Genomic DNA, 20,115 nt, shown 5'->3' on the forward strand with positions numbered 1-20,115 from the left:
CTCGCTGCCACCGTGCGCGACCGCCGCGTCACTCCCGTGCGGCCGTGCGGTCACTCCCAGCGGAAGAATTTCCCGGCGGCGGCGAGGCCCACGACCGCCCACACCGCCAGGATCCCGAGGTCGCCCCAGGGCATCCCGGCGCCGTGCCGGAGCACGTCCCGCAGGCCGTCGGAGAGCGCGGAGATCGGCAGCAGGCCGAGGACGTCCTGCGCCGCCTGCGGGAACCTGTCCAGCGGGACGATCACCCCGCCGCCGACCAGCAGCAGCAGGAACACCAGGTTCGCGGCGGCCAGTGTGGCCTCCGCCTTCAGCGTGCCGGCCATGAGGAGGCCCAGGCCGGAGAAGGCGGCGGTGCCGAGGACCAGGAGCAGCAGCACGGCGAAGGGGCTGCCCTGCGGCGACCAGCCCAGCGCGAGGGCGATCACCGTCACGAGGATCACCTGGAGGACCTCCGTGACCAGCACGGACAGGGTCTTGGCCGTCATCAGGCCCCAGCGGGGCAGCGGCGAGACGGCGAGCCGCTTGAGCACCCCGTACCGCCGCTCGAAGCCGGTCGCGATGGCCTGGCCGGTGAACGCCGTGGACATCACGGCGAGCGCCAGGATGCCCGGCGCGAGGAAGTCGACGGCCTCGCCCTCGCCGGTGTCCACGATGTCCACGGCGCTGAACAGCACGAGCAGCAGCGTCGGGATGATCACCGTCAGCAGCAGCTGCTCGCCGTTGCGCAGCAGCATCCTCGTCTCGAGGGCCGCCTGTGCCGCGATCATCCGGGGCAGCGGGGCCGCTCCCGGACGCGGTGCGTAGGTGCCCCCGCCGGTGGCCGGGGTGTCCGTTCCCGCGCTCATCCGCGCAGCTCCTTACCGGTGAGTTCCAGGAAGACGTCCTCCAGGGTGTGCCGTTCCACGGAGATCTTCTCCGGCATCACCCCGTGCTGGGCGCACCAGGTGGTGACGGTCGCAAGCAGCTGCGGATCGATCCTGCCGCCCACCCGGTACGAGCCCGGGGCGGGCTCGGCCGCCGTGGAGTCCGCCGGGAGGGCCTTGAGGAGCGAGGTCATGTCCAGGCCGGGGCGGCCGCTGAACCGCAGGGTGTTCTCGGCGCCGCCGCGGCACAGCTCCTCCGGGGAGCCCTGGGCGACGACCCGGCCCGCGTCGATGATCGCCACGTCGTCGGCGAGCTGCTCGGCCTCGTCCATGTGGTGCGTGGTGAGGATCACCGAGACACCGTCGGCCCGCAGGTCGCGCACGAGGTCCCAGGTGGCCCGGCGGGCCTGCGGGTCGAGGCCCGCGGTCGGCTCGTCCAGGAAGACCAGTTCGGGGCGGCCGACGACGGCCATGGCGAGCGCGAGGCGCTGCCGCTGGCCGCCCGACAGCCGCCGGTACGTGGTCCGGCCGCAGCCGCCGAGGCCCAGGCGCTCGGTCAGCGCGGCCACGTCCAGCGGGTGCGCGTGCAGCCTCGCGACGTGTCCGAGCATCTCGTCGGCGCGGGCGCCGGGGTACACGCCGCCGGACTGCAGCATCACGCCGATGCGGGGGCGCAGGGCGGCGGCCTCGCGCACCGGGTCGAGGCCCAGCACCCGCACGGTCCCCGAGTCGGGCCTCCGGTAGCCCTCGCAGCTCTCGACGGTGGTCGTCTTGCCCGCGCCGTTGGGTCCCAGGACGGCGGTGATGCCCGCCCGGGCCACCAGATCCAGGCCGTCCACGGCGGTCTTCCGGCCGTAACGCTTCACCAGAGCGCCGACCTGGACGACTGGGTCACTTCGCATGGGCGGCCTCACTTCGCATGAGCGCCAAGTCTAGGGACGGCCGGGCCGGCGCCGACCGGCGGGGCGGGTCACGAGGGGCGCGGGGCGGATACGTCGTTCATGATCCATTCCTCGCGCGGGCGGTGCGTCGCGAGCCACCGCTGCGCGTAGGACACCGCGTCCGCCAGCGGGAACAGCCGCGCGTCGGCCGCCCCCGCCCGGCCCCGTACGACAGGGCGGTCCCGCTCGAAGTCGGCGCCCATGGTGTCGAACTCCGACGAGCTGATCGAGACCTCCACGACCACCTCCCAGGCCGGTCCCCCGGGTGTGCGCACGGGCCGGCCGACCTCGACGCGCGGGGCGGGGATCCGGTACTCGGCGAGGTGGAAGGCGGTGCAGGAGTCGTAGCCCGCGCCCAGCAGCAGGACCCGGGCGCCCCGCTCCTCCAGGCGGGCCAGCGGGCTGCGCTCGCCGAGGCGGCAGTCCGGCGCGTGGTCCCCGACGATCGCCGGCGCGCCCGGGCCGACGGCCGCGAACGAGGTCTGCGGGTGCGCGCTGCGCAGGGCGCCGGGCCAGGTCCGCAGGGTCTCCGGGATCACGCCCACCCCGCGGGCGGGCGTCACGAGCGGGTCGTACGCGGGCATCGTGGCGCGGATCGCCGGCCACCACTCCTCGGGCACGGGCGGGTGGCTCCACAGGGACGGGTCGGAGAGGTGGCCGGTCTGGGTGGGGACCACGAGCGTGCCGTCGGGACCGAGCGCGTCGAGCAGTGCCTGGATCACGGCGACCGCGCCGCCGTTCACCCATCCGAGGGAACTGAGCGAAGAGTGTACGAGAAGTGTCTCGCCGGGGTGTACGCCGAGCGCGCGCAGGTCCGCGGCGAGGGTGGCGCGGGTGACGAGTGGGCCGGTGGGAGGCGGTGTCGGCATGGTTCGCCAGTCTCGCCGACCGCTCCCCGCGGCGCCACCGGATTGATCGATCAAAGATCATCGCCGCAGGTCAGATTAGGTTTACCTAAGTGATGCAGCGCACCCCCCTCGGCATGGACACGGCTTGTCACTCCCTGGGGAATTACGCAACAATGGTGTTGTGAAAAACGTCGGCGAGGCTCAGGAGACCCCCGCGGGGGCCCCTCAGGAGGAACTCGCGACCGGTGAGCGCTCCACGCGCAACCGTGTCGCGCGGTCCATCCTGGACCACGGCCCGTCGACCGTCGCCGACCTCGCCGGACGGCTCGGCCTCACCCAGGCCGCCGTCCGCCGCCACCTGGACGCCCTCGTCGGTGACGACGTCGTGGAGGCCCGCGAGCAGCGGGTCTACGGCGCGCGCACCCGCGGGCGGCCCGCCAAGGTGTTCGCGCTGACCGACTGCGGCCGGGACGCCTTCGACCAGTCCTACGACAAGCTCGCCGCGGACGCCCTGCGCTGGATCGCGGAGCGCGAGGGCGGGGAGGACGCGCTCGTCGCCTTCGCCCGCGCCAGGATGGCCGCCCAGGCCGGTGCCTACCGCGCGGCCGTCGAGTCCGCCGCCCCCGACAAGCGCGCCGAAGCGCTGGCCAGGGCCCTGAGCGCGGACGGGTACGCTGCTACGGCGCGCAGCGCGCCGGTCGGCGAGCAGCTCTGCCAGCACCACTGCCCGGTCGCCCATGTCGCCGAGCAGTTCCCGCAGCTGTGCGAGGCGGAGACCGAGATCTTCTCCCAGCTCCTCGGGACCCACGTGCAGCGGCTGGCCACCATCGCCCACGGCGACGGCGTCTGCACGACGTTCATCCCCGAGATTTCCCATTCGGCCAAGCCTTCTTCCATGTCCGACATCACCGATAACGCATCCGTAAGCACCGCCGGGAGGAACCCCGCATGACGCTCCCCATCGAGGAGACCGCCCACCCCGAGCTCGAGGGTCTGGGCAACTACGAATACGGCTGGGCCGACTCCGACGTGGCCGGTGCCTCTGCCAAGCGCGGTATCAACGAGGACGTAGTCCGGGACATCTCCGCCAAGAAGAACGAGCCGGAGTGGATGACCAAGCTCCGTCTCAAGGGCCTGCGCCTGTTCGACAAGAAGCCCATGCCGAACTGGGGCTCCGACCTCTCCGGCATCGACTTCGACAACATCAAGTACTTCGTGCGTTCCACGGAGAAGCAGGCGGAGTCCTGGGAGGACCTGCCCGAGGACATCAAGAACACGTACGACAAGCTCGGCATCCCCGAGGCGGAGAAGCAGCGCCTCGTCGCCGGTGTCGCGGCCCAGTACGAGTCCGAGGTCGTCTACCACCAGATCAACGAGGAGCTCGAGGCGCAGGGTGTCATCTTCATGGACACCGACACGGCGCTGAAGGAGCACCCGGAGCTCTTCAAGGAGTACTTCGGCACGGTCATCCCGGTCGGCGACAACAAGTTCGCGTCGCTGAACACCGCGGTGTGGTCCGGCGGCTCGTTCATCTACGTCCCCAAGGGCGTGCACGTCGAGATCCCGCTCCAGGCCTACTTCCGTATCAACACGGAGAACATGGGCCAGTTCGAGCGGACGCTGATCATCGTCGACGAGGGCGCCTACGTGCACTACGTCGAGGGCTGCACGGCGCCGATCTACTCCTCGGACTCCCTGCACTCCGCGGTGGTCGAGATCATCGTGAAGAAGGGCGGCCGCTGCCGCTACACGACCATCCAGAACTGGTCGAACAACGTCTACAACCTCGTCACCAAGCGCGCCGTGGCGTACGAGGGCGCGACCATGGAGTGGATCGACGGCAACATCGGCTCCAAGGTCACCATGAAGTACCCGGCCGTCTACCTGATGGGCGAGCACGCCAAGGGCGAGACCCTCTCCATCGCCTTCGCGGGCGAGGGCCAGCACCAGGACGCCGGCTCCAAGATGGTCCACATGGCGCCGAACACGTCCTCCAACATCGTGTCGAAGTCCGTGGCGCGCGGCGGCGGCCGTACGTCCTACCGCGGTCTCGTCGAGATCGGCGAGGGCGCCCACGGCTCGAAGTCGAACGTGCTGTGCGACGCGCTGCTCGTCGACACCATCTCCCGCTCGGACACCTACCCCTACGTGGACGTCCGCGAGGACGACGTGTCCATGGGGCACGAGGCCACCGTCTCCAAGGTGAGCGACGACCAGCTCTTCTACCTGATGAGCCGGGGCATGACCGAGTTCGAGGCGATGGCGATGATCGTGCGCGGCTTCGTCGAGCCCATCGCGAAGGAGCTGCCCATGGAGTACGCCCTGGAGCTCAACCGGCTGATCGAGCTGCAGATGGAGGGCTCGGTCGGTTAAGACCCGCCCCCGAAGCAGTCGCCAGAATTCTTGACGCAGGAAGAGAGCAGACCGACAGCCATGGCTGAGGCTTCTAATATCCCGGTGGGATCCACCACCGCCGGCCAGATCGCGGTGGCCGCCGAGTCGACCGTCGCCACGCGCATGAGCGCGCCCCCCTCCTTCGACGTGGCGGACTTCCCGGTCCCCCACGGCCGCGAGGAGGAATGGCGGTTCACGCCGCTGGAGCGCCTGCGCGGGCTGCACGACGGCACCGCGGTCGCCACCGGCGACGGCGTGCAGGTCGACATCACCGCGCCCGAGGGTGTCGTCGTCGAGACCGTCGGCCGCGACGACGCCCGGCTCGGCCGGGCGGGCACCCCCGTGGACCGCGTCGCCGCGCAGGCCTACTCGGCGTTCGAGAAGGCCGGTGTCGTCACCGTCCCCAAGGAGACGGTGCTCACCGAGCCGATCCGCATCGCCGTGCAGGGCCGGGGCGGTGTCGCCTACGGCCACCAGGTCATCGAGCTGGAAGCCTTCGCCGAGGCCGTCGTCGTCATCGACCACACCGGTGACGCGGTGCTCGCGGCCAACGTCGACTACGTCCTCGGTGACGGCGCGAAGCTCACCGTCGTCTCCGTCCAGGACTGGGACGACAAGGCCGTCCACGTCGCCCAGCACAACGCGCTGATCGGCCGGGACGCCACCTTCAAGTCCTTCGTGGTCACCTTCGGCGGCGACGTGGTGCGCCTGCACCCGCGCGTCACCTACGCCGGCCCCGGCGGCGAGGCCGAGCTCTTCGGCCTGTACTTCACGGACGCCGGCCAGCACCAGGAGCACCGCCTCCTGGTCGACCACAACGTCCCGCACTGCAAGTCCAACGTCGTCTACAAGGGCGCCCTCCAGGGCGAGAGCGCCCACGCGGTCTGGATCGGCGACGTCCTCATCGAGGCCGCGGCCGAGGGCACGGACACGTACGAGATGAACCGGAACCTGGTGCTGACCGACGGCGCCCGGGTCGACTCCGTGCCCAATCTGGAGATCGAGACCGGCGAGATCGTCGGTGCCGGACACGCCTCGGCGACCGGCCGCTTCGACGACGAGCAGCTCTTCTACCTGATGGCCCGCGGCATCGCGGCCGACGACGCCCGACGGCTCGTCGTGCGCGGCTTCTTCGCCGAGCTGGTCCAGCAGATCGGTGTCGACGACATCGAAGAGCGCCTCCTCGTGAAGATCGACAAGGAGCTGGAGGCGTCGGTCTGATGGCTGACTCCGTTACGTTCCTGCGCGCCTGCGGGCTCGGCGAGCTGGAGGAGGACACCCCCAAGCGGGTGGAACTCGACGGCACGCCGGTCTCCGTCGTGCGGACCGAGGGCGAGGTGTTCGCGATCAACGACATCTGCTCGCACGCGAACGTCTCGCTCTCCGAGGGCGAGGTGGAGGACTGTCAGATCGAGTGCTGGCTGCACGGCTCCGCGTTCGACCTCAGAACCGGCAAGCCGTCCGGCCTACCCGCGACGCGCCCCGTCCCCGTATACCCCGTAAAGATCGAAGGGGACGACGTGCTCGTCTCCCTCACCCAGGAGTCCTGAGGAACCCATGGCAACGCTTGAAATCCACGACCTGCACGTCACCGTCGAGGCCGACAACGCCACGAAGGAGATCCTCAAGGGCGTCGACCTCACCGTGAAGCAGGGCGAGACCCACGCCATCATGGGCCCGAACGGCTCCGGCAAGTCGACCCTCGCCTACTCGCTCGCGGGCCACCCGAAGTACACGATCACCGGCGGCACCGTCACCCTCGACGGCGAGGACGTCCTCGAGATGTCCGTCGACGAGCGCGCTCGCGCGGGCCTCTTCCTCGCCATGCAGTACCCGGTCGAGGTCCCCGGCGTCTCCGTCTCCAACTTCCTGCGCACCTCCGCCACCGCGATCCGCGGTGAGGCCCCCAAGCTCCGCCTGTGGGTCAAGGAGGTCAAGGAGGCCATGCAGCGCCTCAACATGGACCCGGCCTTCGCCGAGCGCAACGTGAACGAGGGCTTCTCCGGCGGTGAGAAGAAGCGCCACGAGATCCTCCAGCTGGAGCTGCTCAAGCCGAAGATCGCGATCCTCGACGAGACCGACTCCGGCCTGGACGTCGACGCCCTGCGCGTCGTCTCCGAGGGCGTCAACCGCGTCCGTGAGAGCGGTGAGGTCGGCACCCTGCTGATCACGCACTACACGCGCATCCTGCGCTACATCAAGCCCGACCACGTGCACGTGTTCGCGAACGGCCGTATCGCCGAGTCCGGCGGCGCGGAGCTCGCCGACCAGCTCGAGGCCGAGGGCTACGACAAGTACGTGAAGGGTGGCGCATCCGCGTGACGCAGTTGCCGGGCCTCCTCGACACCGAGGCGATCCGTAAGGACTTCCCCATCCTGGACCGGCAGGTCCACGACGGCAAGAAGCTCGTGTACCTGGACAACGCGGCGACCTCGCAGAAGCCGCGCCAGGTGCTGGACGCCCTCAGTGGTTACTACGAGCAGTACAACGCCAACGTCCACCGCGGTGTGCATGTGCTCGCGGAGGAGGCCACGGCGCTGTACGAGGGCGCGCGCGACAAGGTCGCCGCGTTCGTCAACGCGCCGAGCCGCGACGAGGTCATCTTCACGAAGAACGCCTCCGAGTCGCTCAACCTCGTGGCCAACATGCTCGGCTGGGCGGACGAGCCCTACCGCGTGGACCACGAGACCGAGATCGTCATCACGGAGATGGAGCACCACTCCAACATCGTGCCGTGGCAGCTGCTCGCGCAGCGCACCGGCGCGAAGCTGAAGTGGTTCGGCCTGACCGACGACGGCCGGCTCGACCTGTCCAACATCGACGAGATCATCACGGAGAAGACGAAGATCGTCTCCTTCGTGCTGGTGTCGAACATCCTGGGCACGGTCAACCCGGTCGAGGCGATAGTGCGCCGTGCGCAGGAGGTCGGCGCGCTGGTCTGCATCGACGCCTCCCAGGCCGCCCCGCACATGCCGCTGGACGTCCAGGCCCTGCAGGCCGACTTCGTGGCCTTCACCGGCCACAAGATGTGCGGCCCGACCGGCATCGGCGTCCTGTGGGGCCGCCAGGAGCTGCTCGAGGACCTGCCGCCGTTCCTCGGCGGCGGCGAGATGATCGAGACGGTGTCGATGCACTCGTCGACGTACGCTCCGGCCCCGCACAAGTTCGAGGCGGGCACCCCGCCGATCGCCCAGGCGGTCGGACTCGGCGCGGCCATCGACTACCTGAACGCGATCGGCATGGACAAGGTCCTCGCGCACGAGCACGCCCTCACCGAGTACGCGGTGAAGCGGCTCGGCGCGGTCCCGGACCTGCGGATCATCGGCCCGAACACGGCCGAGGACCGCGGCGCGGCGATCTCGTTCACGCTGGGCGACATCCACCCGCACGACGTGGGCCAGGTCCTCGACGAGCAGGGCATCGCCGTCCGGGTCGGCCACCACTGCGCACGGCCGGTCTGCCTGCGGTACGGAATTCCTGCGACCACCCGAGCGTCGTTCTATCTGTACTCCACGCCTGCCGAGATCGACGCACTGGTCGACGGTCTGGAGCACGTACGGAACTTCTTCGGCTGAGGAGCTGCTGAGTCGTGAAGCTGGATTCGATGTACCAGGAAGTCATCCTGGACCACTACAAGCACCCCCACGGGCGGGGCTTGCGGGATGGCGATGCCGAAGTGCACCACGTCAACCCGACGTGCGGCGACGAGATCACGCTGCGCGTGAAGTACGACGGCACGACGATCAGTGACGTCTCGTACGAGGGCCAGGGCTGCTCCATCAGCCAGGCCTCGGCCTCCGTACTGAACGACCTGCTCGTGGGCAAGGACCTGGCCGAGGCGCAGAGGATCCAGGAGACCTTCCTGGAGCTGATGCAGTCCAAGGGTCGCATCGAGCCCGACGACGCGATGGAAGAAGTCCTGGAGGACGCGGTCGCGTTCGCCGGGGTCTCGAAGTACCCGGCCCGCGTCAAGTGCGCGCTGCTGAGCTGGATGGCCTGGAAGGACGCGACGGCCCAGGCCCTGGGCGAGGCCGGCGCCGAGAGGAAGACGGCATGAGCGAGACCATCGAGATGAAACCGGCCTCCGAGGAAGAAGTCCGCGAGGCCCTGTACGACGTCGTCGACCCCGAACTGGGCATCGACGTCGTCAACCTCGGACTGATCTACGGGATCCACATCGACGACGCGAACATCGCGACGATCGACATGACCCTGACGTCGGCGGCGTGCCCGCTCACCGACGTCATCGAGGACCAGGCCAAGTCCGCCACGGACGGCATCGTGAACGAGCTCCGCATCAACTGGGTGTGGATGCCGCCGTGGGGCCCGGACAAGATCACGGACGACGGCCGTGACCAGCTCCGGGCGCTCGGCTTCAACGTCTGAGCACCCCTCGCACCCCTTGGGTGTGTGCGTTCCGTGTTTCCGTGTGTACGTGTGCGGCCCCCGGCGAATGCGCCGGGGGCCGCGTGCGTGTGCAGTGCCGGACCGTGTCCCGGACGGTGTCCGGGGCGGCTCAGTCCAGACCCTCGACCAGGCGGAACGCCGAGTCCGCCCGGAAGAGACGGCTGTTCTCGTACGGGTCCAGGCGGAGCCGGAAGTCGCTGTGCCGCAGGAAACGGCCGCGATGGTTCACCGACTCCAGCACGACGGCGCCGGAGAACGCGGAGGGGCGCGGGCAGAACGTGGCGTCCTGCTCGAAGAGCTCGGAGCCGTCGTCCCGGTCGGCGCGCAGCCGGAACCGGAAGTGGCGCAGGTAGCGGCCGTCACCGAGCGAGAACGAGACACAGTCCGGGTCGGTGAGGCCGGGGACCAGCTTGAAGGAGGTGCCCTGCCCGGTCCGGGACGAGCCGTGCCGGTCCACCTGGTCCACCCGGTCGAGCCGCACCGAGTCATGGCCGACGCGCCAGTAGCGGTCGGGGTAGTTGACCGACCGGACCGACGTGCGCGAGGACGCGGGAGGGACGGCTGGAGGCCGGTGGGCGGGTGCGGACCCCGAAGCCGAGGGCCGTGGGTCCGGCCGGGAGCCGGCGCCGTCCGGTCCCCGTCCGTCCGCCGGTCCCTGTTCGGCGGGGGCCGAGGAGCCCCCGGCGGCGCTGCGGGAGGGCGCGGGGGCGGCCAGACCGCTCTTCGCGCTGGGGGCCGTGGCCACCGTGGGCGGGGCCGGCACGAGCGGTTCGTCCGCCGCGGAGGTGTTCTCCGTCCACTCCAGCGCCGAGTCGTCCCTGTCCCCGTCCAGCAGGACCACCGCCGTCACGGCGGAGGCGAGGACCGCCAGCAGCAGGGCCCCGGCCAGCCAGAGCCTGCGCGTCCCGGCTATGCGGGGCTCCTCCAGGCGCTCGCCGGTCTCCCACACCTTCGGCAGGCGGGCCGACGGGTCGGGAGCGGACTCGGTGGTTCTTTCCGGCATGCGCTGTTCCCCCCGGCGTCGCCGAGGGCGGACGCGGTTCGGTCGTCGAGTCGGACAAATCGAGTCGGACAAGAGGAGGCGGAGGTCGCGGGCACACGGTCCGGGCCGGTCCGCGCCGGGGGCCGTGTGCGTGACGTGAGGAACATTAGTGGAACCCGTGTGCGTCGAGTAAGCGTTCCCGCGAGCGGTTCTGCTGAGATCGCTTCCGGACCCGCTGCCGACCTGCTTCCGAACTCGCCTCCCGGAGAGGTGGGTTGCCGTCGCACGCCCGGGCCGCGCGTCGGCCTGCCCGGCTCTGTGTACGGTCGTACGCATCGATGTGTACGCTCGTCCGCATGGGATACGTGCTGCTCGCCGGAGCCATCGCCGCGGAGGTGGCCGCCACGACCGCCATGAAGTACAGCGACGGTTTCAGCCGGCTGTGGCCCTCGGTGCTGACCGCCCTCGGCTACGTCGTCGCCTTCACGCTGCTCGCGCAGACGCTCAGGACCGTGTCGGTCGGCACGGCGTACGCGATCTGGGCGGGGCTCGGCACCGCGGCCATCGCGGCGATCGGGGTGGTGTTCCTGGGGGAGGGGCTGACCGCCACCAAGGTCGCCGGCATCGCGCTGATCATCGGCGGGGTCGTGGTGCTGAACATGGGCGGGGCGCACTGATGGCCCGGCGCCACGACCCCGGCCGGCGGCAGCGGATCATCGACGCGGCGATCCGGGTCGTGGCCGCCAGGGGCATCGGCGGGCTGAGCCACCGCTCGGTCGCGGCCGAGGCGGATGTGCCGCTCGGCTCGACGACGTACCACTTCAGGACCCTCGACGAGCTGATGGTCGCCGCGCTGCGGCAGGCGAACGAGGGCTTCACGAAGACGGTCACCGCGCGGACCGCCCTGCGGGACCCCGCCGCGGACCTCGCCGCCGACCTGGCGGCGCTGGGCCGTGAGTGGCTCGCGGGCGACCGTACGGGGGTGGAGGTCGAGTACGAGCTCTACCTCGCCGCCCTGCGCCGGCCCGCGCTGCGCCCCGTCGCCGACGAATGGGGCCGGGACTTCGCCGCCCTCCTCGCCCACCGCACCGACCCGGTGACCGCGCGGGCCCTGGTCGCCCTGATCGACGGCATCTGCCTGCAGGTACTGCTGACGGGGACGCCGTACGACGAGGAATACGTGCGGGAGGTGCTGGGACGGGTGATTCCGTGCCGAGGGGGCGCCGGCCGGGCGGGCGGAGGATCGCGTCCGGCGACTTCGCGTGAACCGTGAACCTTCCTCGGCCCACCGGGTAACAGGGGGTGTCAGGAACACGGCGAAAGAACGGAGCCTCGGTGACGAGCGGGGAGAGAACCCGGTGAGCGGATCACCGCCACGGGCACGCGCGGAGGACGACTCGGAAGTCGTCGCCCGGTCGCTGGAACAGCCGGAGTTCTTCGCGCGGCTCTACGACCACTACGCGCCGGACATCCACCGGTACGTGGCCCGGCGGCTCGGCGACGGTATGGCCGACGACATAACCGCCGACACCTTTCTCACGGCGTTCCGCATCCGCGGCCGCTACGACCGCGCCCATGCCAATGCCCGCCCCTGGCTGTACGGCATCGCGGGCAACCTCATCGGCAAGCACCGCCGTACGGAGGTCCGGGCGCTCAGGGCGCTGGCCCGTACCGGACACGACCCGGTCGCCGCGTCCTGGAGTCAGACCTGGGTGGAGCGGACCGACAGCCGGGTCGCGGCCGAGGGGCCGCTCGCCGGGGCGCTGGCGGCGCTGCCCGCCGGAGACCGGCACGTGCTGCTGCTCGTGGCCTGGGCCGACCTCAGCTACCAGGAGGTGGCCGAGGCCCTGGGCATCCCCGTCGGAACGGTCCGCTCGCGGCTCAACCGCGCGCGCCGCAAGGTGCGTACAGCGCTCGGGGCCGATCCGGCGTTCGCGGACGACACGAAGGAGGTGACCTGACATGGACGAGCCGACCGAGGAGACGGTCCGGCTGCGTGGGTTCCGCGCCGGGGCGCCGGTCCCCGACAGGGCCCGGCTCGCCCTCGGCCGTGCCCGGCTGCTGGAAGCGGCGCGGGCCGGTGGGCGGCGCCGGGCGCGGGGTGCGACCGCGGTTCGTGGTCGCCGGGGTGGTGGCCGCCGTGACCGCGGTGGTGGTGACCGCCGCGCTGCTGGTGGACGGCGACGACGTGGTACAGCCGGCCGCGCCGGCCGTACCGGCGGCGCTGACCGACGCGGACCTCAAGGGGATGAGCGCGCGGGAGCTGCTGGAACGCGCGGCGCACGCGGTGGAGGGACGGCCGGCGGCCGCGGAGCCGCGCGCGAAGCAGTGGATCTACACCAAGGAGGCACCGGACGGCGCGAAGGAGTTCCTCGAGCACCTGTCGGACGACGCACGCGCTCCTGAGAGATGGATCCGGTACGACGGCCGGGCGATGGCTCTCGAAAAGCGCACCGGCGCCGGCCGGGAGGCCGAACTCCAGGTCACCGGAACGGACATGGAGAACGAGACGGAGAACGGCGGTGAGCAGGACGACGGACGCTCGCCGCGCGAGATGTACCGCCTCCTGGCCGGCCTTCCGACCGATGCAGAAGGAGCACTCGAAGCCTTGCGGGAGGCGAACGCCGTCCCCGACGACAAGGACAGGAGCCAGGCGCACAACGACTACCAGGAGATCGCCGCCCTGCTCCGCGCCGGCGTCAAGCCGCCCGAGGGGCTCGCGGGCCTGTACCGCGCGCTGGCCATGCTGCCCCGGCTCGACGTGGTCGGCCACCTGGTCGAGGACGCCGTCGGACGCCGGGTCGTCGCGCTCCGCTACAGCGGCAACGACAGCGGGGACGAACACGTCGAGCGGGAGTGGCTCATCGATCCGGGGACGTACGAGGTCGTCGGTCTCCGCACGCTCAGGGACGGCGAGGTGGCCACCGGCGACTCGACCGTCACCGTTGCGGTCGTCGACGAACCGGGCGAACGCGGCTGACGCCCGTCCTCGGGAGGAGCGCGGTCCCTCCCACGGGGGCGGGCGGGACCGCGCGGTCCCACCCACCGGTCGCCGGGTCCGGACCGCACCCTGGGACGTGCTCGGCGCCGGTTGGCCCGTACGGGCCCCGGGCGGTTAGGTTGCCCTCACGTTCTAACAATCAACAAGTTTTACCAGGTCAGAGGCATTATGGAGAGTTGATCTCTCACGTCGCTCTCACATCTTGAAGGAGAACACCTCCGCGAGCGCTCCCGAGTGCTGCCGCAGTGCTTCGACTCCAGGCTTCAAGTAGTGCTTCTTCGTGACCTCGACGGCGGCGTGACCCGCCCATGCCGCGATGACGATGTCCGGCACCCCCGATACGGCCAGTAGCGTCAGACACGCCGCACGAGCGTCGTACAGCCGTACGCGGCGCAGCCCGAGGCGGTCTACCGCCTTGTAGGTCTGGTAGCGGAGTTGCCGCGTCGTGAGCGGCACTCCCAGCTCATCCGTGAACATGTAGCCGCTCAGGGTGTACGCCTCGCCCGCATCGTGCCGCTCCGTGGACTGCGCGAGCTGGAACGCCATCAATGCACGTCGTACCGGCTCGGGAAGTGGCAGGGTCCGTACGCCTGCCTGAGTCTTCGGCTTCTTCTCGATCGTGACCGCGTTGCCGACCATGGTGCGCGTGTTGATGATCGACAGTGTGCCTGCGTCCAGGTCGATGTCTGCCCACCGCAGACCGGCGACCTCCGCAGGGCGCAGCCCCATCATGGTCAGCAAGAACGGGGCGTAAAGGCGATCTTCGCGGACTCCGGCCAGGAACGCCCGTATCTCCGTCTCGTTCCAGGGGAGGACCGGCGGGTGGGCGTCACGGTCGGCGTTCACTGCCATCTTCGGCAGGTGGACGAAGCGCGCCGGGTTCGCGTTGATCAGGTTCCGCACCGTGGCGTACTCCAGGGCATCCCGAAGCCGCTGGAGGGCGCCTGCGGCGCTGGAGGCACGCAGCCCGGTCCCGGGCGTACCCCCGCGCCGCCGGGCACCCATGAGCAGCCATGAGGCGAATGCAATGACATGGTCCTCGGTGATGTCTTGCAGGGCGAGGTGACCGAGGCGGGCGCGCGCATGGGTGAGAGCGTTGCGGTAGCCATTGAGCGTGCTGGCCTCCACGTCGGGGGCGCGCCGTTCGAGCCACGTATCCAGCCATGTATCCAGGGTGAGCTTGCTCGGAGCCACGAGGGAGCCAGTGTTCCGCTCGTGTGCGATGCGGTTGATCTCGGCTTTGACCTCGGCGGACGTGTTCCGCGTGATCGTCAACTGGCGCCGCTTCCCCGTCTCGGGGTCGTCGCCGATGTCCACCACGGCGCGGTAGCGGATCTTGCCTGCCTTGTTCGGCGGGAGTTTCTTGATCGTCGCCATGTCAGTTCCTCTCGGGTGTGGCGGGGAGCAGCGCAGCGGGCCGGACTCCGAGGACAGCCGCGAGGGCGGTCAAGTCGTCCACGGTGATCTGCCGCTGGCCGGTCTCCAGGCGAGTCACGCCGGACTGCGAGATGCGGCGCCCGCGCGCGGTCAGGCGCTCCGCCATCACCGTGGTGCTGATGCCCTGGCGTTCCCGCAGGTCGCGGACCGTGCGTGCTACGTGCTGCGTGGTGTCTCCGAGGGGCTGTCGTGTTGGTTGCATGGCAGCAATGTAGCACTCTTATGCCGTCTCGGCATAGGAGCCGTTTAAACGCTTGTCGCAAATCCGTGCCCAAGAAAAGTTCGTGCGTTCATACAGGCCCCAGAAAAGCCGCAGGTCAATGATGAGCTACCAAGCTACCAGCGCCCGTTATGAACCCTAATGTCTGGTAGCTTGGCAGCATTTACGCAGGTCAGGGCTCCGAGAGTACTCATTCGGACGTGCGACGCTTGAACCACAAGAAACCGGAACAGTCGGAAGGGACTGGGAATGACGACCGCTGTAACCGCGAATTCGGCTCCGACCCTGGCGGAGATCAAGACTTGGCCCGCCACCATCAGCGTCACCCGCTGCGCCCTCGCGCTTGGATGCGGGAAGTCCTCGCTGTACGACCAGATCAAGCGCGGAGAACTGCCCGTCCGGACCATTCACGTCGGGCGCCGTACGGCCGTCGTGACGGCTTCCCTGGTCCGTCTGTTGGAGACCGGCGAGCCGGACCCCCAGCCGCCCGCCCCGTCCGCGCTCGTAGCGGCCTGACGTGGCGGCCCTGGAGTCGCGCATGTACCTATGCGCGGACGGAGGCGGGCGGGTCGAGACCGCCACTCACCCCGACACCGGAGAGCGCGTCTGGTCCTGCTCGTCCTGCACGGCGCGCGGTAAGGGCGAGGAGCAGGGCCGCGAGCACGCCGCCGGATGCGCCACCGTCCGCAACACCTTCCAGAACCACTTCAACTGAGAGGAACGACCATGACGAACTACACCACCGACTCGGACGGACGCATCATCGCGGCCCCCGCACAGGAAGGCCCCCTGGCCAACATCACCGACGCCGAGATGTACGACGCCATCGACGCCGATTGGCAGGTGGACCTGTCCAACGCGGCCGACACCCGCGAGGTCTCCCTGAAGCCGGAGCGCGGCGACCACATCGGCAAGCAGTACAAGACCGTCGGCGGCTCCCTGGTGACGACCGCCCGCACTGCCGAAGGGGAGGTCTCGTACACGTACTGCTACGGCTGCGGGAAGCGCGACGAGATCGGCTACGGCTGGGACGACGTCGCGCGCGACCGGGCCGAGGCCCATGCGGCGACCTGTCGGGCGGTGTGACGTGGCCTTCACGCCCGTGGACGGCTCCATAAGCGGCCCCAAGCAGCCAGAGGACCCGAACGGCTACGGCACTCGCTACGGGGGCCGTGTGGCTGTCCGAGGCGGCCGGTGGACGTGCTCCGGCTGCGGACGGTCGGAGGCCGTGGCGGATGACGTCCACCACGCTGGCCAGCACCACGCCCGGGAGTGCCTGGCCATCTCCTTCAACGCACCCGGCAGATGCAGCAGCATGACGAAGCAACAGACCACGCCGAAGCCCACGGTGTTCCGCGCCGTCCACACGGATGCCCGGGTCACCGTCACCGAGGGCGCGGACGGCCCGCGCTGGCACTGCTCGGGGTGCAGCCATGGCCGCACCGAGAACGGCGCCCTGGAGGTGGCGCAGGACCACGCGCAGCACTGCGCGATCCTGCCGCTGTCCTGACCCCACCAAACGCCGGAGCGGCGTCCACCCAAGGGACACCGCTCCGACTGACAAAGTGCTGACCGGACCGCCGCCAAGAGGCCCGTGCTGCCTTTCCAGGGTAGCGCCCCCTCTCCTGGTCCCGGAACTCCCGACGATCCCCACCGGCACAGCGCTCAAGATCAAATATGGGACATTCGAGGGGATCGAAATGATCAAGTCCAGCGCTCATGAGGGGCGTCACTGGAAGCCGTCGCGCACGGATGACGAAATGGACCGGGACGCCCTGCGGGCCAGCCTTGACGCGTTCCGCACGGTCGCCTCTGCGACCGGGACGACGGTGACCCACCTGACCGTAGTCATCGCCCTGCGTCCTACCGAGGAGGGGTCCCCGTGGAAGTAACCCCGTCCGAGACGCGCGGCCGTCTGCCCTACGCCGACGGCGCCCCGGTCTACGCCGAGGCCGGTTGGACGGGCGTGATCCCGGCCAAGGGCAAGGTGGTTCAGCTCCAGGGTGTCACCGGCGGCTCGGGCCGCCAGACGCAGCCGGAGGAGTACTTGAAGTGGGCGCAGTCGGGCCCGGGTGGCTACTACCGCCAGAACCTCGCCCTGCGGCTCTCGGACGCCCTTGTGGGCCTGGACGTGGACGCCTACGGCGGGAAGTCCGGAGCCGCCACCCTGGCGGCCCTGGAGACCGCTCACGGCCCGCTGCCCGCCACCTACTCCAGCACTTCGCGCGGCCCGGGGCCGTCCCGGATCTTCTTCTACCAGCTCCCCCCTGGTACGGGGCGGCTCAACACCCTTCCCGGGCCGGGTATCGAGACGATCCAGCACCACCACCGGTACGCCGTGGTATGGCCCTCCCTGCACCCGGGCACCGGCGAGACGTACCGCTGGTTCGGTCCGGACGGGGAGCGCCTGGAGGACGGCGTGGTGCCGTCCCCGGACGACTTCCCGGCGCTGCCTGCCGCGTGGGTTGCGGCGCTCTCCTCGGAGGTCGTCCCTGCCCTCTCCGGCACGGTGGTGCCGGTCCTGGACGGCGAGCCACTGGACGTGCGCGCCATGCTCACCCCGGGCGCGGTGACGGAGGGCCAGGACAACAAGCTGACCGCCCTGGCATGGCACCTCTACCACTCGGATCTCCCGCGCTCCACGTGTGTGGACATCCTCGAAGGGGTGGTGGCGGGCTTCGCGGATAACCCGACGGCGGGCAAGGCCCCGTGGAAGCAGGGCGACGGCGAAGCGAAGTGGGAGTACCTGGAGGCGAAGGGCAAGCAGCGCGGCGAAGTCATTGCGGCCTCCAACAAGTTCGATCAGTTGGTGATCCTTCAGCAGCAGCGGTTGCGTGTAAACGCGGAAGCCGCGCGACGGGAGCGGTCCGAGAGCCGCCCGGAGCGCCCCAAGATGCTGACCGGTGCCGAGTTCCTGGCGGCGGACTTCGGCGGCGTGATGTGGCGCGTTGACGGCCTGCTCGCTCAGGGCGGGAATGCGCTATTGGCGGCACAGGCGAAGGCGGGCAAGACCACGCTCCGGAACAACCTGATCAAGTCGCTGGTGGACGGTGATCCCTTCCTTGGGCGGTTCGAAGTCGCCCCGGATGGCGTTCTGGCCGTGTTCGACCTGGAGATGCCGGACGAGATGGCGCAGGACTGGCTGCGCCGCCTGAAGATCCAGTACCCCGAGCGGTTCATGTACGTGCCGATGCTCGGGCGGGGCGCCTCCCTGGACCCCACCGACCCGGACAACGTGGCCGAGTGGGCGGACGATCTGAAGGCCGCCGGGGTCACCACGATGCTGATCGACTGCCTCTCTCCGCTGCTGGCCGCGTTCGGCCTTGACGAAGACAAGCCGTCTCAGGTCCGGCCGCTGCTGGAGGGCTTCAACACGCTGAAGCGGGCGGCGGGGGTGCAGGAGATCGTCTTGATTCACCACATGGGTCACAACGGCACGCGGGCCCGGGGTGCTTCCAGCCTGCTGGACTGGCCGGACGCCATTTGGGATCTGACGAAGAACGAGCAGGAGGAACGGTTCCTGTCGGCTCGGGGACGTGGTGTGGATGTCTCGAAGTCCCTGCTGGAGTTCGACCCGGAGGCGAAGGCGCTCACTTTGGCCGACGCCGAACCGGCGGTCCCCGAGCTGAAGCAGGCAACCGGGATGACCGAATCCAAGATCCTCGCGCACTTCGAGAAGCACCCGGAGCCGCTGACCCGGAACGAACTGGCGAACGCGGTCCCCGGCCGGAAGGCCACGATTCTGTCGGCGGTGAAGGTACTTCTGGCGGCTGACCGGCTCTCCGAGGACGCCGGGAAGGTCGGTCCTGTCTTCGACGCCCTGTTCGGATAACCGCAGGTCAACCGGTTCCCCTGATCATGGAAATTTCCAAGATCCGGGAACCACCTCGGGAACCACCTACCGACCAAGATCCGGGAACCACCTCGGGAACCGGTTGACCTGCGCAAATGCAAAAACGGGAACCACCGGGAACCGGTTCCCGGAACCGGGTCACGAGGGTGGTTCCGGTGGTTCCGGGGGCCTACGTAGTAGCCCCGGAACCGGGGAACCGCTGACCGGCCCGGAACCACCCTTCAAAGAGCCGCCGACGGCGGAGAGACGAGACAAGATCATGAACCTGTCGATGATGATGAGCGCCTGCGCCGGGAGCGCGGCCACCACCGGCGTACTGATGTTCAGCGCGTGGCGGCACGGCACCCACCGCGCGGGCCGCCCCGAGGCGGGAGCGGGGGCACGGCCGGCCGTCCGGGGCGTGACCGGCCGTCTGGCGGACGTGTACGGCGCCCGGAAGGGTGGAGAGGCAGCATGAACGCCCACGACCCCATGCGTGCGTCTGGAGGGCGTGGACCCCATGCGCGCGTCCAGTCGGCCAACGGTGGCGGGAACGGCCCGGAGACGCCCGAGGACGGCCGCTGCACGGCCCGCACGCGGTCCGGCGGCCGGTGCCGGGGTATGGCCGTCACCGGGGCGACCGTGTGCCGGATGCACGGTGGTGCGGCGCCGCAGGTGCGGGCCGCCGGCCAGCGCCGGGAGGCCACCGCCGAGTTCCTGCGCACCTACGGGGACGTGGACGGTCCGCAGGAAGACCCGGCGGTCGTCGTCTCCCGGCTGATCCGGCAGGCGTCCGGCCATGTGGCGTGGCTTCTGGAGCGCGTACAGGAGACCGAGGCGGAAGCCCTGGTGTGGGGCATGACCTCCGAAGTGGAGCGCCAGGGCGGGGAGTTCCCCGGCGTGGACACCACGTACAGCGCGGCCGTGAACGGCTGGGTGCGGCTGTACGGGGAGGAGCGGGACCGGCTGCTGAAGATGTGCGACCTCGCGGCCCGCATGGGCGTGAATGAGCGCCTGGTGACGCTGGCCGAGGTCCAGGCAAAGATCATGTTCGAGGCGATGAACCGGGCGCTGGACGCCCTGGAGCTGACGGCGGAGCAGCGGCGCCGGGTGCCGGACGTGATGGCCGGTCTCCTGCGGGGCATGGCCACCGAGGAGCGGCCGGAACTTCCCGCCGCTTGAACGCGTAG

The 20,115-nt window shown here is 70.0% G+C and carries 25 protein-coding genes; 19 read left to right on the forward strand and 6 right to left on the reverse strand.

Features of this window, described 5'->3' with window-relative positions:
• Positions 1-50: 50 nt before the first annotated feature.
• The 3 genes from QFZ75_RS29290 to QFZ75_RS29300 form a co-directional block, all read right to left on the reverse strand.
• Complete coding sequence (locus QFZ75_RS29290; RefSeq protein ID WP_307541633.1) at positions 51-845, reverse strand: ABC transporter permease; 795 nt, start codon at positions 843-845, stop codon at positions 51-53.
• Positions 842-1,765 (reverse strand): ABC transporter ATP-binding protein, encoded by a 924-nt coding sequence (locus QFZ75_RS29295; RefSeq protein ID WP_307541635.1) that lies wholly within the window; start codon positions 1,763-1,765, stop codon positions 842-844. The genes QFZ75_RS29290 and QFZ75_RS29295 overlap by 4 nt, the downstream gene beginning before the upstream one ends.
• A 68-nt stretch (positions 1,766-1,833) precedes the next feature.
• Positions 1,834-2,673 carry an aminoglycoside N(3)-acetyltransferase gene (locus QFZ75_RS29300; protein ID WP_307541637.1) on the reverse strand — a complete coding sequence of 280 codons (840 nt, stop codon included), beginning with the start codon at positions 2,671-2,673 and terminating at the stop codon, positions 1,834-1,836.
• A 160-nt stretch (positions 2,674-2,833) separates the two neighbouring features.
• Between QFZ75_RS29300 and QFZ75_RS29305 the strand changes: the two genes are divergently transcribed.
• From QFZ75_RS29305 to QFZ75_RS29340, 8 genes are read left to right on the forward strand one after another with little or no spacing between them, the layout of a single operon-like run.
• On the forward strand, positions 2,834-3,604 hold the full coding sequence (locus QFZ75_RS29305) for a metalloregulator ArsR/SmtB family transcription factor (RefSeq protein ID WP_307541639.1): 771 nt from the start codon (positions 2,834-2,836) through the stop codon (positions 3,602-3,604).
• Positions 3,601-5,025 carry a Fe-S cluster assembly protein SufB gene (sufB, locus tag QFZ75_RS29310; protein ID WP_307541641.1) on the forward strand — a complete coding sequence of 475 codons (1,425 nt, stop codon included), beginning with the start codon at positions 3,601-3,603 and terminating at the stop codon, positions 5,023-5,025. The genes QFZ75_RS29305 and sufB overlap by 4 nt, the downstream gene beginning before the upstream one ends.
• A gap of 60 nt (positions 5,026-5,085) precedes the next feature.
• On the forward strand, positions 5,086-6,267 hold the full coding sequence (sufD, locus tag QFZ75_RS29315) for a Fe-S cluster assembly protein SufD (RefSeq protein WP_307541643.1): 1,182 nt from the start codon (positions 5,086-5,088) through the stop codon (positions 6,265-6,267).
• The gene (locus QFZ75_RS29320; protein WP_307541645.1) at positions 6,267-6,596 is read left to right on the forward strand and encodes a non-heme iron oxygenase ferredoxin subunit; all 330 of its coding nucleotides are present in this window, start codon (positions 6,267-6,269) and stop codon (positions 6,594-6,596) included. Before sufD ends, QFZ75_RS29320 begins: the two co-directional genes overlap by 1 nt.
• Before the next feature lie 7 nt (positions 6,597-6,603).
• The gene (gene sufC / locus QFZ75_RS29325; protein WP_107017663.1) at positions 6,604-7,368 is read left to right on the forward strand and encodes a Fe-S cluster assembly ATPase SufC; all 765 of its coding nucleotides are present in this window, start codon (positions 6,604-6,606) and stop codon (positions 7,366-7,368) included.
• A complete protein-coding gene (locus QFZ75_RS29330; RefSeq protein WP_307541647.1) occupies positions 7,365-8,621 on the forward strand; it encodes a cysteine desulfurase in 1,257 nt (418 codons plus the stop codon). Before sufC ends, QFZ75_RS29330 begins: the two co-directional genes overlap by 4 nt.
• A gap of 14 nt (positions 8,622-8,635) precedes the next feature.
• The gene (gene sufU, locus QFZ75_RS29335) at positions 8,636-9,103 is read left to right on the forward strand and encodes a Fe-S cluster assembly sulfur transfer protein SufU (protein WP_307541649.1); all 468 of its coding nucleotides are present in this window, start codon (positions 8,636-8,638) and stop codon (positions 9,101-9,103) included.
• A complete protein-coding gene (locus tag QFZ75_RS29340) occupies positions 9,100-9,432 on the forward strand; it encodes a metal-sulfur cluster assembly factor (RefSeq protein WP_107017666.1) in 333 nt (110 codons plus the stop codon). Before sufU ends, QFZ75_RS29340 begins: the two co-directional genes overlap by 4 nt.
• 130 nt (positions 9,433-9,562) lie before the next feature.
• On the opposite strand, the gene QFZ75_RS29345 is transcribed toward QFZ75_RS29340, so the two are convergent.
• Positions 9,563-10,456 (reverse strand): AbfB domain-containing protein, encoded by an 894-nt coding sequence (locus QFZ75_RS29345; RefSeq protein WP_307541651.1) that lies wholly within the window; start codon positions 10,454-10,456, stop codon positions 9,563-9,565.
• A gap of 335 nt (positions 10,457-10,791) precedes the next feature.
• Between QFZ75_RS29345 and QFZ75_RS29350 the strand changes: the two genes are divergently transcribed.
• From QFZ75_RS29350 to QFZ75_RS29365, 4 genes are all read left to right on the forward strand, one after another.
• Complete coding sequence (locus QFZ75_RS29350; protein ID WP_307541654.1) at positions 10,792-11,112, forward strand: multidrug efflux SMR transporter; 321 nt, start codon at positions 10,792-10,794, stop codon at positions 11,110-11,112.
• Positions 11,112-11,708, forward strand: coding sequence for a TetR/AcrR family transcriptional regulator (locus QFZ75_RS29355; protein ID WP_307541656.1), 597 nt, complete (start codon positions 11,112-11,114; stop codon positions 11,706-11,708). The genes QFZ75_RS29350 and QFZ75_RS29355 overlap by 1 nt, the downstream gene beginning before the upstream one ends.
• Before the next feature lie 85 nt (positions 11,709-11,793).
• A complete protein-coding gene (locus QFZ75_RS29360; RefSeq protein ID WP_307541658.1) occupies positions 11,794-12,396 on the forward strand; it encodes an RNA polymerase sigma factor in 603 nt (200 codons plus the stop codon).
• Positions 12,397-12,431: 35 nt separating this feature from the next.
• On the forward strand, positions 12,432-13,415 hold the full coding sequence (locus tag QFZ75_RS29365) for a CU044_5270 family protein (protein ID WP_307541659.1): 984 nt from the start codon (positions 12,432-12,434) through the stop codon (positions 13,413-13,415).
• Between the two features lie 216 nt (positions 13,416-13,631).
• Here QFZ75_RS29365 and QFZ75_RS29370 read toward each other — a convergent pair whose 3' ends face one another.
• Positions 13,632-14,813: a tyrosine-type recombinase/integrase gene (locus QFZ75_RS29370; protein WP_307541661.1), complete on the reverse strand. Its 1,182-nt coding sequence runs from the start codon at positions 14,811-14,813 to the stop codon at positions 13,632-13,634.
• 1 nt (position 14,814) lies between these two features.
• On the reverse strand, positions 14,815-15,075 hold the full coding sequence (locus QFZ75_RS29375; protein WP_307541663.1) for a helix-turn-helix domain-containing protein: 261 nt from the start codon (positions 15,073-15,075) through the stop codon (positions 14,815-14,817).
• Between the two features lie 267 nt (positions 15,076-15,342).
• On the opposite strand from QFZ75_RS29375, the gene QFZ75_RS29380 reads away from it, so the two are divergent.
• From QFZ75_RS29380 to QFZ75_RS29410, 7 genes are all read left to right on the forward strand, one after another.
• Complete coding sequence (locus QFZ75_RS29380) at positions 15,343-15,609, forward strand: DNA-binding protein (protein WP_307541664.1); 267 nt, start codon at positions 15,343-15,345, stop codon at positions 15,607-15,609.
• 22 nt (positions 15,610-15,631) lie between these two features.
• Positions 15,632-15,808, forward strand: coding sequence for a hypothetical protein (locus tag QFZ75_RS29385; RefSeq protein ID WP_307541666.1), 177 nt, complete (start codon positions 15,632-15,634; stop codon positions 15,806-15,808).
• 11 nt (positions 15,809-15,819) lie between these two features.
• Positions 15,820-16,179 carry a hypothetical protein gene (locus QFZ75_RS29390; RefSeq protein WP_307541668.1) on the forward strand — a complete coding sequence of 120 codons (360 nt, stop codon included), beginning with the start codon at positions 15,820-15,822 and terminating at the stop codon, positions 16,177-16,179.
• 229 nt (positions 16,180-16,408) lie between these two features.
• The gene (locus QFZ75_RS29395) at positions 16,409-16,603 is read left to right on the forward strand and encodes a hypothetical protein (RefSeq protein ID WP_307541670.1); all 195 of its coding nucleotides are present in this window, start codon (positions 16,409-16,411) and stop codon (positions 16,601-16,603) included.
• A gap of 372 nt (positions 16,604-16,975) precedes the next feature.
• Complete coding sequence (locus tag QFZ75_RS29400; RefSeq protein ID WP_307541672.1) at positions 16,976-18,925, forward strand: AAA family ATPase; 1,950 nt, start codon at positions 16,976-16,978, stop codon at positions 18,923-18,925.
• Positions 18,926-19,205: 280 nt separating this feature from the next.
• Positions 19,206-19,403, forward strand: a complete 198-nt coding sequence (locus QFZ75_RS29405) for a hypothetical protein (RefSeq protein ID WP_307541674.1) — start codon at positions 19,206-19,208, stop codon at positions 19,401-19,403.
• A 14-nt stretch (positions 19,404-19,417) separates the two neighbouring features.
• Positions 19,418-20,107 (forward strand): HGGxSTG domain-containing protein, encoded by a 690-nt coding sequence (locus tag QFZ75_RS29410; protein ID WP_307544885.1) that lies wholly within the window; start codon positions 19,418-19,420, stop codon positions 20,105-20,107.
• Positions 20,108-20,115: the final 8 nt, after the last annotated feature.

It is taken from the genome of Streptomyces sp. V3I8 (assembly GCF_030817535.1).
Lineage (GTDB): Bacteria > Actinomycetota > Actinomycetes > Streptomycetales > Streptomycetaceae > Streptomyces.